This is a genomic window from Thiocapsa marina 5811, assembly GCF_000223985.1.
Lineage (GTDB): Bacteria > Pseudomonadota > Gammaproteobacteria > Chromatiales > Chromatiaceae > Thiocapsa > Thiocapsa marina.
The window spans coordinates 1-14,588 of sequence record NZ_AFWV01000014.1; the positions used below are offsets into that span (position 1 = coordinate 1).

Here is a 14,588-nt window from a genome sequence, read left to right on the forward strand (position 1 = left end):
GCATTGCGCGCATCGGGATGGAACAATTCACCGCAGTGCAAACACTTGCGTCGTCTTCGCTGTTTCACTTGGGCAGCCCTCCGAGCTACTCCAAGCATCGCCGACGACAGCGCTCCTCGCCGCCGCCGCGCGGCAGCGAAGACGACCCAAAACAAGATCCAAAGGCGGAAGAAGAGACTGAAAAGATAGGGGGAGGAAGAACACGCAGAAGAAACACCTCCGCACGTTCACTCCGGCCACATGGCTACAGATTCAGGTCGGCGCTGACAGCCATGAGCGCTCGAAGCCGCGCACAGGGCCTTTCAGCGAAAGAACAGGCTTAATCCTTTCGCGAAGAGCAGCGAGTGCGTCTTGCAGGAGCCGTCACAGGCGAGCACTCGATACACACGGCAAGACAATTCCGATACAAAACAAAAGGCCATGCGCCCTTCGGGTGCATGGCCTTTCGTGTCTTGCGGGATCCGAGCGATCGAATCCCGCAAAGGAACCGGGTTGCAGTCGATCAGTTGCGGGACTTGTCGACCAGCTTCTTCTCTCGGATCCAAGGCATCATGTCGCGCAGACGCTCGCCGACCTCTTCGATCTGGTGCTCTTCGCCGAGTCGACGCATCGCCTTCATCGACGCCGCGCCGGCCTGGTTCTCGAGGATGAACTCCTTGGCGAACTGACCGTTCTGGATCTCGCCGAGGATGCGCTTCATCTCCGCCTTGGTCTCGTCGGTGATGATACGCGGGCCGCGCGTCAGGTCACCGTACTCGGCCGTATTGGAGATCGAGTAGCGCATATTGGCGATGCCGCCTTCATAGATGAGATCGACGATCAGTTTGACCTCGTGCAGGCACTCGAAATACGCCATCTCGGGCGCGTACCCGGCTTCGACCAGGGTCTCGAAACCGGCCTTGATCAGCGAGGTCAACCCGCCGCAGAGCACGACCTGCTCGCCGAAGAGATCGGTCTCGCACTCTTCGCGGAAGTTGGTCTCGATGATCCCTGCACGCCCGCCGCCGTTGGCCGAGGCGTAGGCCAGCGCGATATCGCGGGCCTGCCCGGTCGCATCCTGATGGACCGCGATCAGGCTGGGCACGCCGCCGCCTTGAGTGTAGGTCGAGCGCACCAGATGTCCCGGACCCTTGGGCGCGATCATGATGACGTCGAGATCTTCGCGCGGCGTGATCTGACCGAAGTGCACGTTGAAGCCATGGGCGAAGGCGAGCGCCGCTCCCTGCTTGATGTTGGGCGCGACCTGGTCGCGATAGAGGGCGGCCTGGTGCTCGTCGGGCGCAAGGATCATGACCACGTCTGCACCCTTCACGGCCTCTTCGATCGAGCGGACCTCGAGCCCCGCATTGGCCGCCTTCGCAGCCGAGGCCGAGCCCGGGCGCAGGCCGACGACCACGGAGACTCCCGATTCCTTCAGATTGTTGGCATGGGCATGACCCTGCGAGCCGTAACCGATGATCGCGACCTGCTTGCCCTGAATCAGGGAGAGGTCGGCGTCTTTGTCGTAATACACATTGATGGTCATTGGTGTGAATCCTTCAGCTGGAGACAAATGAGGCGGATCGGGGGCGAGCAGCCTTCAGGCACTCAGTCAGGTCCGATCCGTAAAAGCGAACCGCAACCGCGCAAGCAGTCCAATCCAAAAAAAGTAAAGATTTAAACCGCGTCCGCCACAGAGGCTAAGGACAGGCGGCATACCCGATTCACGGGAAAGCGGCTCATGTCTCACCCCGGGGCGAACACGGACGCGGCTTAAACGGTGAGACCCTTCTCGCCGCGCGAGATGCCGGTCGGTCCCGAGCGCACGACCTCGACGATCAGCCCTTCCGGCACGGCACCGATGAAGGCATCCAGCTTCTTGGAGGCCCCCGTCAACTCGATGACATAGCTGGTATCGGTCACATCGATGATCTTGGCGCGGAAGATCTCGGTCAGGCGCTTGATCTCCTCGCGGTCCTGCCGCTCGGCACGCACCTTGATCATCATCATCTCGCGTTCGATATGCGGACCCTCGGAGAGGTCGAGCAGCTTTACCGTGTCGATCAGCTTGTTCAGCTGCTTCTTGATCTGCTCGACCACGTCGTCGTTGCCCGTGGTGACCAGGGTCATCCGCGAGAGTGTCGGATCGTCTGTCGGAGCGACGGTCAGTGATTCGATGTTGTAGCCACGGGCAGAGAAGAGCCCGGCGACGCGCGAGAGTGCACCCGCCTCGTTCTCCAGCAGCACGGCAATGATATGTCTCATGTCTTAAGATCTCTTTCGCTCGGGACGCGATCTAGGCCAGCTCGCGATCCGACAGACTCGGCGCCAGGTGCATCTCGTGGTGGCCCTTGCCGGCGGCGATCATCGGGTAGACGTTCTCGGTCGGATCCACGATGACGTCCATGAACACGAGACGGTTCTTCATCGCGAACGCCTCGGTCATCGCGGCCTCCAGATCGGCCGGCCGGTCGACCCGCATGCCGACATGCCCGAAACTCTCGGCGAGCTTCACGAAGTCCGGCAGGGCATCGACATAAGAGTTCGAGTAGCGGCTTTCGTAGAAGAACTCCTGCCACTGACGCACCATGCCCATGTAGCCGTTGTTGAGCAGGATGACCTTCACGGGAAGCCCGTACTGAAGGCAAGTCGCAAGCTCCTGAATACACATCAGGATGCTCGCCTCCCCGGAGATGCAGGCGACCTGCGCATCCGGAAACGCCAGCTGCACGCCCATCGCCGCCGGCAGCCCGAAGCCCATGGTGCCGAGACCGCCGGAGTTGATCCAGCGCCGCGGCTTGTCGAACGGATAGAACTGGGCGGCAAACATCTGGTGTTGGCCGACGTCCGAGGTGAGATAGAGGTCGCCGCCGGTCACCTTGTAGAGTGTTTCCACCGCGAACTGCGGCTTGATGGCAGCACTGCTGCGATCGTATTGCAGACAATCCACGCCGCGCCATTCCGCAATCTTGGCCCACCAATCGGACACCGGTTGCTCCTCGGAGCGCGGAGCCAGCTCACGATAGAGCTTCAGCATATCGGCGAGCACGTTCGCGACCTGTCCCACGATCGGGACATGGACCTTCACGTTTTTGGAGATCGAGGAGGGATCGACGTCGACATGGATGATCTTCGCATGCGGGCAAAAGTGCTCGATCTTGCCGGTGACCCGATCGTCGAAGCGCGCACCGATGGCGATCAAGACGTCGGTCTCGTGCATCGCCATGTTCGCTTCGTAGGTGCCGTGCATCCCGAGCATGCCGATAAACTGCGGATCGGTCATCGGATAGGCGCCGAGCCCCATCAGGGTGCTGGTGACCGGAAAACCGGTGGCACGAACGAGGTCGGTCAACTGCCCCGATGCCTCCCCGAGCACCACGCCGCCGCCGGTGTAGAAGACCGGCCGCTTCGCCTCGAGGATCAGATCCACTGCCTTGCGGATCTGCCCGGGATGGCCTTTCAGCACAGGGTTGTACGAGCGCATCTTCACATCGCGCGGATAATCGTAGGGGATCTTGATGTTCGGATCCGTCACGTCCTTCGGGATGTCGACCACCACCGGCCCCGGCCGACCGCTCGTCGCGATATAGAAGGCCTTGCGGATGGTCACGGCGAGGTCGCGCACGTCCTTGACCAGGAAGTTGTGCTTCACGCAGGGCCGGGTGATGCCGACGGTGTCGACCTCCTGGAAGGCATCGCTGCCGATGACCGGGGTCGGCACCTGACCGGTCAGGATCACCATCGGAATGGAGTCCATGTAGGCCGTCGCGATACCGGTGACCGCGTTGGTTGCGCCCGGGCCGGACGTCACGAGACAGACGCCGCACTTGCCGGTCGCACGTGCGTAGCCGTCTGCGGCGTGCGAGGCACCCTGCTCATGGCGGACAAGAATGTGTTTGACGGACTCCTGCCGAAACACCGCGTCGTAGATGTGCAGTACGGCCCCGCCGGGATAGCCGAAAACGAACTCGACGCCCTCGTCGGCGAGCGCTTGGACGACGATCTCGGCCCCGCTCAGCTCGACACCACTCCGCTCCGGCCGCCCCGGCTCAGCCCCTACGGATTGCGCTTCAGACAGTGCCACCTCGGTGACCTCCGATCAGTCCCAGAAGGGTTCAAAAGCGGTCGAAGTTACCGCGATCCACGCAGCCGGTCAAGCAAGTCGATGAGCCGAAGCCGGGTACGGATTCGGTGCGCGCCCAAGACTCCCCGCCATCGCGGCGATTCAACGGCAACGCGTGGGCCGCAGCGGACTCAGTCGAGTCGCAGGGAGACCGTAGACGGTGTCGTGAACATCCTGGAGAAGGCCCAGCTCGTCCCACGCATCCCCCGGCCAACCTCCCGGCTCGACGCGACGACCCAGCGTCAGGTCCTGGAACGCCAGGTCGAAAGACTCGGGATCTCCCCAAGCCAACACGAGGATCCTCAGCGCATCGGGGTAGCGTAGTTCCAAGACCGAGACATCACTTTGCTCGGCGAGCGCGAGATCCTCCGTCGGTCTTGCCAGATGCATGGCACGCAGCCAATCCGGAGCACCCGCGAAGCTGGATTCCGGATCCTTCCAGACCGGCGGCAGTTGCGTGAGCAAGAGACCGGCGAAGGCCGTAATCGCGGACTGTGGATGCTCGAATCCGAGCTCGAGCGTAAAGATCTCCGATTGAGCGAACCCCTCGACCTTGACCGGGACGATCTTGAGCACGCGCGCCCGCAGCCGGAAGCCCGGCAATTTTTCCGCACCCCGAATCGCCAAACGGATGCTCTGACCCGCCGCATAGGGGTCGAAGACGGTGATGCTGAGATTTCCCGACATGATCTGCTCGAGCATTTCGCGCATCGCACCGGCGTCCTCGACCGCGACTTCGAGCTCGCGCACCAAGTCTTCGGCGCGCGACTCCGACGGCCCTTCCGCGGCATCCAACATCTTCAGCAGCTTTTCCAGCCTTGACTGGCTTCGCGGCGAGAGACTCGCGAACCGAACAGCAACCTGATAGTGACCGGCTTCAAGGCGTTGCGCCCGCACCACCACGGCTTCGACCGCAACCCTCGCGCGTCCGCGCCAGGGGAAAACCAGCCGCAGCGGACCCGTCAGGGCATCGGCCGGCATCGCCGCGACGAACTGTGCGCCGCCCCAGGAGATGTCCTGGTTCATCGCCGTGAGCGGTTGATCGATGCCCGGAAGGTAGACGTGAATCGGCACGCGCACGGCGATCCGCCGCTGAGTGCGCCGATTCAGAGGTGGCGTCGTTTGATGCCTGACCGAATCATCCGATTCCGTTGTCATCTCGCACTCGGCTCCTGGGTGTCGCGACTGCGATACGCACGACGACTGAAAAGGGATCTGGGGTTTTGGACGCCTCAGGCGCAGGCCGCAAGTATACCGGGGCATCCAACGCCCCGCGAACCGAACGGATCAACCGCGGCTTCGCCGAACCGGCATCGGACTTGGCATCCCGCGGTTGTTTCGATACCGGTAGACCAATACACTTCGCGCCTTTACGCTGCCGATAGTCTCGCCGATGCGCACCTCTCAGTTCCCGATCCAGACCCTCAAAGAGACCCCGTCCGACGCGGAGATCGCCAGTCACCGCCTGATGCTGCGTGCCGGCATGATCCGCAAGCTGGCCGCCGGGCTCTACACCTGGCTACCGATGGGGCTGCGCGTCCTGCGCAAGGTCGAGGGCATCGTCCGCGACGAGATGGACCGTGCCGGAGCCCTGGAGGTTGCCATGCCGGCGGTGCAACCCGCCGAGCTGTGGCAGGAATCCGGTCGTTGGGACCAGTACGGCCCGGAGCTGCTGCGTCTGCGCGACCGCCACCAGCGCGACTTCTGCTTCGGCCCGACGCACGAGGAGATCATCACGGACCTCGCCCGCAACGAGCTGAAGAGCTACAAGCAGCTGCCGATCAACTTCTACCAGATCCAGACCAAGTTCCGCGACGAGATCCGGCCGCGCTTCGGCGTGATGCGGGCGCGCGAGTTCCTGATGAAGGACGCCTACTCCTTCCATCTCGACGACGCGTCGCTCGAAGACACCTACCGACAGATGCACGCGGCCTACAGTCGCATCTTCAGCCGCTGCGGGCTGGATTTCCGCCCGGTCCAGGCCGACACGGGCAGCATCGGCGGCAACGCCTCGCACGAATTCCATGTGCTGGCGGACTCCGGCGAAGATGCCATCGCCTTCTCCGACACCAGCGACTACGCAGCCAACGTCGAGCTGGCCGAGGCCCTCGCCTTGGCCGACGCCGCCCCGCCCGCGCAGGAGACCGCGCGCCTGGTCGACACCCCGAACGCGCGCACCATCGCCGACCTGGTCGAGCAGTTCGCGCAGCCGATCGAGCGCACGGTCAAGACCCTGGTGGTCGCCGCCTCCCCCGAGAGCGGGTCTGCTCTGATCGCCCTGCTGGTGCGCGGCGACCATGAGCTCAACGCCATCAAGGCCGAGAAGCTCCCCGGGGTCGCCGCGCCGCTGCGCATGGCAACCGAGGCCGAGATCCGCGAGGCGATCGGCGCCGGTCCCGGATCGCTCGGCCCGAAGGATCTGCCGATCCCCTGCATCGTCGACCGCACGGTCGCGGTGACCGGCGATTTCAGCGCCGGGGCCAATCAGGACGGCAAGCATTGGTTCGGTCTGAACTGGGGCCGGGATCTACCGCTGCCCGAGGTCGCGGATCTTCGCAACGTGATCGACGGGGACCCGAGCCCGGATGGCTCGGGACATCTACGCATCGCGCGCGGCATCGAGGTCGGACACATCTTCCAGCTCGGGCGCAAATACAGCGAGGCGATGAAGGCCAACGTACTCGGGGAGGACGGCCGCGCCACCACGCTCACCATGGGCTGTTACGGCATCGGGGTGTCGCGCGTGGTCGCCGCGGCGATCGAGCAACATCACGACGAGCGCGGCATCTCTTGGCCGGCACCGATCGCGCCCTTCCAAGTCGCGCTTCTGCCGATGAAGCTCGGCAAATCCTACCGCGTGCGCGAGGCAACGGATCAGCTTTACGAGGATCTCAAGCAGGCGGGCATCGACGTCCTGCTCGACGATCGCGACGCCCGCCCCGGCGTCATGTTTGCCGACATGGAGCTGATCGGCATCCCGCATCGCATCGTGGTCGGCGACAAATCGCTCGACGACGGTCAGGTCGAGTACAAGGGCCGCAACGACAGCGAGATGCAGCTCATCCCGATCGAGGAGATCGTCGGCTGGCTGTCGGCGCGGCTTCGGACGGACTGATCCCAGACGCCAGACGCCAGACGCCAGACGCCAGACGCCAGACGCCAGCCGAGGCTCGACTCAAGCAAGGGCCAGGTCAAGACTCACTGCGCCCCGAGCGGTCAATGCCACCCGACGACCTCAGACGACGCAGGAGGCAGGAGGCAGGACACTGGAAGCCCCTAACCATTGGAACCGCAAGACACACAGGACCTCACCCAAAATGACGAAAGAAGCCTCCTTCGACCGCGATGCGCTCCTCGCCTGCGGACACGGCGAGATGTTCGGTCCGGGCAATGCCCAACTGCCCGTGCCGAACATGCTGATGATGGATCGCGTGCTGCGCATCGCCGATTTCGGCGGCGCCAACGGCAAGGGCGAGATCTTGGCCGAGCTGGATATCAAGCCCGAGCTCTGGTTCTTTCAGTGCCATTTTCCCGGCGACCCGGTCATGCCGGGCTGTCTGGGCCTGGACGCCCTCTGGCAGCTCGTCGGCTTCTATCTGGCATGGATCGGCAACCCGGGGCACGGCCGCGCGCTCGGTGTGGGCGAGGTCAAGTTCACCGGGCAGGTTCTCCCGACCGCAAACAAGGTCACCTATCACATCGACATGAAGCGGGTCATCTCGCGCAAGCTGGTGCTCGGCATCGGCGACGGCGTGGTGCAGGTGGACGGGCGCACCATCTACACCGCCAAGGATCTGCGGGTCGGTCTCTTTACCTCGACCGAGGGTTTCTGAGGCTAAAGCACGTCCCGAGCGGTATTCGATCTCTCGCAGCGAGAGTAAGGCTCACCGGACCCAACAGGCTACCGTCTTATCACTGTGTCCGGGATGCCCCTGATCTGTCGCGATGCGGCGGGTGGCACGCTCGAGACCCCATGATTGCAGCGAGGCGAGGATAACGCTCGAGATCGCCCTCGAGACGCTCGAGGGCGAAGCGTACGAACATCGACTCGCTCAGCCAGTCCTCCCGCCGTGACGCGTGGCCTGCCCGATGATGCGGGGTGTTCCGATAGGCAAACCCCTGCATGCTCGCGGGACCGTCCCAGACACTGAATGTCGCCAGCGTCAGCAGGGGATGCTCTCCGAATCCGATGTGGTAGGCGCAGCCCGGGGTGTCGCGTAACTGACGGCGGATCCCCGGGACGCTGCGCCAAAAGTCAAGCGCCCGCCCCGGCGTGACCCGCGCGCGGGTCAGGACCGCCAGCGGCCGATCCGATGACGATGCGCCCCGACAGTTGAACACGGCCTCGCCGTCCCAGGTTCCGCGCCTGGACAGGGGCGTCAACGTGAAGTGAAGCTGATCGCTGCTCGACTCGGCGACCGCGCGGTAGAACCGGCTCCGGCGCAGGCGTGCCTCGTCGTTCGGATTCGCGAGTACGCGCATCAGGCAATAGGCACGCAGATCCGGAACCACGGAGAATCCGTCACCGCTGCCGCAGCCCATCAGCCGGACCACGCCGGCGGGCATGTCGCGGCCGGCGAGCAGGCGCTGAAACCCCATCAAGAGCAGGGCGCCCGGGATCTTCCGCATCGGATAGCGAAAGAAGCTGAACAGGACTTGGCTCATAGATCCAGACGCATCTCTTCCGCATCGGGGGTGGATTTCGCCGCCGGCCGCTTCCGTTCGAACGCGCCCGTCTCCCGCCAGATCAGCGGCTTGGAAAGACCCTCCCAGCCCCATCGCAGCCAATCGAGCAGCCGCATCGCGAGCCACAGCGCCCAGGCGAGCATGAGTGCGCGGTAGACCCACATGGGGACAGAGAGCACCCACACCTCGGGCAACCCGGGCCCGCCGCGGTCTTGATACCAGTTGAGCCCGGTCGCGGTCGAGCCGTTGCCCCTGATCTGCATCTCGGGTGTCCCGAGCAGACCTTGCTGGACGGCGCCGAGGAGACCCGCGAGGGCGAAGAGCGTCAGGATCACGAGCCCGGTTTGGATCAGATTGAAGCGCCAGGCGGGACGTGCCATTGGCTCCAGGCGATGCCGCAGGCCGAGCGCGAAGAGCCAGCCGATGACCAGCAGCACGACCCAGACCTCGGCCAGGATGAGCCCGATACCGAGCAGGAGCCAATCGTGCATGCGCAGGGGCGTGAGTCGGCTGCGACCCAAACCCGCGGCCAGCCCGATCAGCACCAGCAGGATTCCCCAGAAGAGCACGGCAGGCCCGATCCTCGGCCCCCACGTCCAGAGAACCCAGCGGTCGTCGGGCAGGTCCAGCGAGAGATTCAGGTTCACGGCCGTACTGCCCAGATCGGGCAGATCGGGCCGGTAGCCGAGTCCCAAGGGTTGCGGCTCGCGCCAGGTCAGCTCGGCCCGGGTCGAGCCGGGCGTGAGCGGCAGCTCGACCTCCGGCGCCGTGTCCGGCAGGGGAAGACTGCGGCCGTCCAGGCTGAAGGCGATGGGCTCGGCGGCGTCCGGCAGCCGGATGACATGGCTGCCGCCTTGACTGCTGCGGATCTCCAGCGTCAGGGTCGAGAGGGTCCCGCGTTGGCCCGGCTCGACGCGCGTGTCGACGCGATCGATGGTCAAGGTCGGCCCCGGGACGCCCGGTGGTCGGGTGAGGGTCAGGAGGAGTGTCTCGCCCGGCAGGGGTCGCCAGTTGGGCAGCCAGCGCTGCGCCGGACCCAGCCGATGGACCGGCGCGATACCCGCGTATTCCAGGTGCCAGAGCGGTCCCACATCGAGACGCCAATCCTCGCTCAGGCGCGGATCCATGGGGGCAACGAGACGCAGCTCGCGGGTCGGCTCCAGTCGCGACGACCAGGTAACCTCCGAGCGCCCGGCGGGCAGATCCGCGAGGACCGCCGAGCCCTCGACCTGAACACCGGGTGTCTGCACGGACTCGCCCCGGAGCAACGGCACCGGGATCAAGACCGGAAACGCGTCGGGCGAAAGACGCAGAACGCGGGTGTCCACGCGCCAGTCGATGCCCATCCGTAGGGTCCGCTCGACACGCAGCAGCGGCGGCAGCGCACCTTGGGCGAGCGACACCTCCTGCGGGTCGCCGGTGTCGGAGATGCGCACCAGGCGAATCTGAGCACCGGCACGCCCGCCCGCATCCAGACCTTCCAGGTTCCAGCCCTCGACGGTGGCCCGGATCAGGCGCGGCGGCAAGGGCAGCGGGATCTCGACCTGATCGCGGCTCGCAAGCGGACCGACGAGTCTGACCCCATGCCGGCCGGCTGGAAGCATGAGCAGGAGCCGACCGGCCGCATCTTGGCGCAGTCCGTCCGAGGGAGCGCCGTCCACGCGGATCTCGGTCGGCAGCCAGCCCCCTGCCCCGCCCGGCATGGGCGCCGCGACCGCGACCGCGGCATCCAAGGTCAAATCCAGCACCAGCCGATCGGGATCCGCCGCCAGGACCATGAGGGGTAGATCGACGCAATGCGGCAGACAATCCGGCGGGGCGAGCAGACGGGTACGTAGCTCCTGAAGCAACTCGGGGCCGGGCAGATCCTCGGCCGAGGCAGGCTCGGTGCCGAGCGCAGTCCCCACTCCCAAGGCGACCAGAAGCGCGAGGCCCGCGCCGTGTGTCCCGCGCGCCCCGAGGAGCCCGGCCAACCGCAGACCGAGCAGCACCAAGAGGACGGCGCCGAGAAGCGAGAGCACCAGGTTCAAGGTCGGCGTCAACAACCAGAGACGTGCCGACTCCTGCTCGCCGACCGGTCCGCTCCAGCGCAGCTCGACGCTGTTCCAGCGCCAGTCCGGGATGCCGGCTCCGGTCTGAAGACGTGCATCGGGATCCATGACTTCCACGGGCTCGGGAATCGGAGCGGCGGCTCCGGACAGGGCACCGGAGAGACGCTCGCGTTTGGACATCGCCTCCATGTCCATCGAGCTGCGCAGCTCAAGTGCGGGTGCGGATGCGGCGGTCGTCCGCGCGACCGATCCGGCGTCGCCCAGCTCGACCCACGGACGTTCCAGATGCGGAAAGAGCCCGTCGCGGACCTCGCTCACCAAGAACGGGAGCCCGATGACCAATAGTCCCAGCAAGGCCAGTCGAAAATAGAGGGTCACCAGGTTTCGCAGGCGCCGCAGACCGGTACGCACGGGCGCGTCCGGGATCAATCGAAGCAGCGCCGCGGCGGCCAGCACGTTCAGCCAGATCAGCCGCGGGGCACCGGGCGCCTGCCAGGTCAGGCCGAGCGTGAGCAGGGCAAGCAACGCCCAGCCCCAGCCCCAGATCCGGCCGATACCGAGTGTCGTGATCAGCACCAGAAAGAGATCCAACAGGCTCCAGCGCCCGATCCAGGTGCTCGGGAGGTTGTCGACGCCTTGGACGGTCAAGAGATCCCAACCGGGCGGGAGATACAGCCGGGCGTCCACGCTCTCGAACTCCGTCGCCCAACCGGAGGCCGGAACGCGTCCGGGTGCGGAGTCGAGCCGAGCATCCGCCACGACATCCAGAGTGCCCCGCCTGACCTCCACACCCGGCGATGTCTCGTCGTTCAGACGCGTGATCAGCACCGGACGGCCGTCGACGCTCACGGCGCCCAGCGCGAGTGCCGGTCCGGCATCCAACCGCCAGCCGCGCGAGAGCTGCCCGCCGATGCGATCCTGCACGCTGTAGCCCTTCCCGTCGAAGTCGAGCCAAAGCTCGCGATCCAGGCGCAGACGGTCCGGTCCCGGATCGGGATCTCCGCGGGCCTGCTCGGCCAGACGCAGGAGCGCACCCGGCTCGGCCCGATAGACCGGCAGACGCGACCACTCCTCGGGGACGCCGGTTTGTCGCGGATCCACCGCATCGAGACCGGAGGGCTCGACCCGCCGCAGCGCGGGCTCCGCGGCAAAGGCCCAGATCTCGCGCTCCGGCCAGGGTGCAGCGGTCTCGGGACGCGACAGCTCGGACACATCGCCCGGGTGATGGGCCACGACATCGACCGCCCAGCGCCCGGGGCGCACCTGCACGCGCAGCATCCCGTCCTCTTCGAGTCGCGCCGGCAAGGGGCTATCGATCCGCAAGGGGATCCCGCCGGGCAAGAGCACGGGGCCCAGCCGCACCTCGCGTGCACCGCCGGAGACCTCGAGCCGAAGCCGAGTCAGGACCTCGAGCGGCAGACTGTCTTGGATGCGCCGATAGACCTCCAGGCTCAGACGATCGCCCGAGCGCTCGGTCTCGGACCCCGCAGGGTCACCGAGCCAGAGACGGTTGGTCCGATCCAATCGCGGCGTCGGCACCACGCGGCCATCGCGCACCAGCGCGACCAGCCCGACCATGGGCGGGATCAGGAGCGCGTCCGGCGGACGCTCCCAGACGAAACGCCCGGTCACCCGGTGGACCCCGGCCGCAAGTGTCGCCGTCGGCCGGCCGTCGCGCTGGACCACCGGCAGTGCGGACCCGTCCGCCGCGACCTCGAGCGGCCAGGCATCCGCGTCGCCCGGCAGCGGCACCGCAGACTCGGCAAGGACCTGCCAGACCTGAGCGAAGGTTCCGCCCTGCCCGCTCAACGCCAGCTCCAGACGCCCGGGCCAGGCGCAGAGGCGTGCACCGTCGGCCGGATCGATCGGACAGGCGCGTTGATCCTGACCTTCGGGACCGCCTTCCAGAACCCAGGGAATCCATGGCCGCAACGCGTCGGGGACGGTCGGCCCGGACAGGTTCTCGGGGCCCGGCGGCGAAGATCCGTCCGCAACGACATCGATTTGTGCCCGCAGCGGCGCCGACAGGATCAAGAGGAGCAGCAGAAGACTTCGCGGTACGTTCGGCATAGTGTCACTCGAGCGCCAGGGTCTTGCTGGAGATTGGCCGTGCCGATTCGCGTGCGCCCAAGCCATTGGTCGCCTTCCGATCGGTTCGCAGGCCCCTTCTATACAGGGCCAACTATGACGAGAAGCAGGGAGAAGGCAAGCAAAACACGACATTCGATCCTCGGCATGTCCGCCGCGGCGAGGCGCCTGATGGCCTTGCTCGTCACTTCGGCCATCGCGGCACGTGGCGCAGAGCGCCAGGGGCATGCGTGACACCGCAGAGCGGGTGTCACGAGCGAGTGAGCTCGGGCCGTCAAAGCTCGGGCTGCCGAGCTGGATCCGGCTGGTCTCCCGAAACGAAACGGCCTGATCCAAACCGCGTCTCACCGGGATCAAGGGTATCTCCGAAGCCAAACGCACACTGCAAACGACGCCTATCGCTCCGGACGCGGTTAAGCCCACTCCGAACACAACCTTTCGCAAAACCGTCACCTAATCATCACGTTGCCGTCACGGATTTGGCAGACACTTTCGGGACAATCGTGCTCGGTCGATCCATCACACCCGACCATCACACCCGACACCGTCCGACCCGGAGTTTTTTACTCATGCAAATCTCATCTCTACTCAAGACAGTCGCGATCGCCGGTGGCCTTTCGGCCGCCGCCTTCTCGCCCGCCGTGTTTGCCGACGTCAAGCTCATGGGCTCGGGCGCGAGCTTTCCGGCACCCATCTACGCCAAATGGTTCAAGGATTTCAGTGCCGCGAACAAGGGCGTGCGGGTCGACTACCAGTCCAAGGGCAGCGGCGCCGGCATCCAGGATTTCATCAACCAGGTCGTCGATTTCGCGGGCAGCGACGCCGCCATGAGCGACGAGGAGATCGCGCAGGCCAAGAGCGGCGTCGTGCTGCTGCCCATGACCGCGGGCGAGATCGTCCTGACCTACAACCTCGATGGTGTCGAGGAGCTGAAGCTCCCGCGCGACGTCTATCCGGCCATCTTTTCGGGCGAGATCACGAAGTGGAACGATCCGAAGATCACCGCCGCCAATCCGGGAGTCGAGCTGCCCGCTGACGACATCACGGTCGTCGTCCGCTCCGACTCCTCCGGCACGACCTATGTCTTCAGCGGACATCTCTCCGCCGTCAGCGAGTCCTTCAAGACCACGGTCGGCCAAGGGAAGTCGCCGCAGTGGCCGAAGAGCACGACGTTCGTCAAGGCACCGAAAAACGACGGCGTCACCGCAACGGTGAAACAGACGCCCGGGGCCATCGGCTATGTGGAATATGGTTTCGCAAAGCTGACGAAGGCCCCGAGCGCCATCCTCGAAAACCAGGACGGCAAGTTCGTCGCAGCCGGCGCCGAGAGCGGCGCCGCGGCGTTGGCGACCGCCGAGTTCCCCGCCGGCAACCTGCCGGGCTCGGAGGTTCCGGATCTGCGCGCCTGGATCATGGATCCCGCCGGCGACGAGGCCTATCCGATCGTCAGCTACACCTGGCTCATCTTCCCGGAGACGCAGGACGCCGAGAAGGCGCAGGTCGCGCGTGACCTGGTCGAGTATTGCTTGACCGAAGGTCAGAAGAGCGCGGACTCGATGGGCTACATCCCGCTGCCCGCGAACGTGGTCGAGAAGGTCCGCGAGGTCTCTGCGCTGATCCAGTAGTCCTTTAAACCGCGCCCGGTGCGGCATGTGATGTTT

The 14,588-nt window shown here is 65.5% G+C and carries 9 protein-coding genes; 3 read left to right on the forward strand and 6 right to left on the reverse strand.

Features of this window, described 5'->3' with window-relative positions; translation table 11 throughout:
- Positions 1–502 precede the first annotated feature (502 nt).
- From ilvC to THIMADRAFT_RS19090, 4 genes are all read right to left on the reverse strand, one after another.
- The gene (gene ilvC, locus THIMADRAFT_RS19075; RefSeq protein ID WP_199484269.1) at positions 503–1,519 is read right to left on the reverse strand and encodes a ketol-acid reductoisomerase; all 1,017 of its coding nucleotides are present in this window, start codon (positions 1,517–1,519) and stop codon (positions 503–505) included.
- Positions 1,520–1,752: 233 nt separating this feature from the next.
- A complete protein-coding gene (gene ilvN, locus THIMADRAFT_RS19080; RefSeq protein ID WP_007194736.1) occupies positions 1,753–2,244 on the reverse strand; it encodes an acetolactate synthase small subunit in 492 nt (163 codons plus the stop codon).
- 31 nt (positions 2,245–2,275) lie between these two features.
- On the reverse strand, positions 2,276–4,063 hold the full coding sequence (locus tag THIMADRAFT_RS19085; RefSeq protein ID WP_007194737.1) for an acetolactate synthase 3 large subunit: 1,788 nt from the start codon (positions 4,061–4,063) through the stop codon (positions 2,276–2,278).
- Positions 4,064–4,204: 141 nt separating this feature from the next.
- On the reverse strand, positions 4,205–5,260 hold the full coding sequence (locus tag THIMADRAFT_RS19090; RefSeq protein ID WP_007194738.1) for a PilZ domain-containing protein: 1,056 nt from the start codon (positions 5,258–5,260) through the stop codon (positions 4,205–4,207).
- Between the two features lie 235 nt (positions 5,261–5,495).
- Here THIMADRAFT_RS19090 and THIMADRAFT_RS19095 point away from each other — a divergent pair, with 235 nt between their 5' ends.
- Positions 5,496–7,217, forward strand: a complete 1,722-nt coding sequence (locus tag THIMADRAFT_RS19095; protein WP_007194739.1) for a proline--tRNA ligase — start codon at positions 5,496–5,498, stop codon at positions 7,215–7,217.
- A 202-nt stretch (positions 7,218–7,419) separates the two neighbouring features.
- Complete coding sequence (gene fabA, locus THIMADRAFT_RS19100; RefSeq protein WP_007194740.1) at positions 7,420–7,935, forward strand: 3-hydroxyacyl-[acyl-carrier-protein] dehydratase FabA; 516 nt, start codon at positions 7,420–7,422, stop codon at positions 7,933–7,935.
- A 79-nt stretch (positions 7,936–8,014) separates the two neighbouring features.
- Here fabA and THIMADRAFT_RS19105 read toward each other — a convergent pair whose 3' ends face one another.
- Together THIMADRAFT_RS19105 and THIMADRAFT_RS19110 are read right to left on the reverse strand one after the other, a co-directional pair.
- Complete coding sequence (locus THIMADRAFT_RS19105; RefSeq protein ID WP_007194741.1) at positions 8,015–8,767, reverse strand: hypothetical protein; 753 nt, start codon at positions 8,765–8,767, stop codon at positions 8,015–8,017.
- Entirely contained in the window at positions 8,764–12,909 is a 4,146-nt protein-coding gene (locus THIMADRAFT_RS19110) for a hypothetical protein (RefSeq protein WP_007194742.1), read from the reverse strand. Before THIMADRAFT_RS19110 ends, THIMADRAFT_RS19105 begins: the two co-directional genes overlap by 4 nt.
- A gap of 587 nt (positions 12,910–13,496) precedes the next feature.
- On the opposite strand from THIMADRAFT_RS19110, the gene pstS reads away from it, so the two are divergent.
- Complete coding sequence (pstS, locus tag THIMADRAFT_RS19115) at positions 13,497–14,552, forward strand: phosphate ABC transporter substrate-binding protein PstS (protein WP_007194743.1); 1,056 nt, start codon at positions 13,497–13,499, stop codon at positions 14,550–14,552.
- Positions 14,553–14,588: the final 36 nt, after the last annotated feature.

Coding starts and splice junctions, on each gene's coding strand:
- ilvN (WP_007194736.1), bottom strand. CDS start 2,244: ATGAGACATATCATTGCCGTGCTGCTGGAGAACGAGGCGGGTGCACTC.
- THIMADRAFT_RS19090 (WP_007194738.1), bottom strand. CDS start 5,260: ATGACAACGGAATCGGATGATTCGGTCAGGCATCAAACGACGCCACCT.
- THIMADRAFT_RS19095 (WP_007194739.1), top strand. CDS start 5,496: ATGCGCACCTCTCAGTTCCCGATCCAGACCCTCAAAGAGACCCCGTCC.
- fabA (WP_007194740.1), top strand. CDS start 7,420: ATGACGAAAGAAGCCTCCTTCGACCGCGATGCGCTCCTCGCCTGCGGA.
- THIMADRAFT_RS19105 (WP_007194741.1), bottom strand. CDS start 8,767: ATGAGCCAAGTCCTGTTCAGCTTCTTTCGCTATCCGATGCGGAAGATC.
- THIMADRAFT_RS19110 (WP_007194742.1), bottom strand. CDS start 12,909: ATGCCGAACGTACCGCGAAGTCTTCTGCTGCTCCTCTTGATCCTGTCG.
- pstS (WP_007194743.1), top strand. CDS start 13,497: ATGCAAATCTCATCTCTACTCAAGACAGTCGCGATCGCCGGTGGCCTT.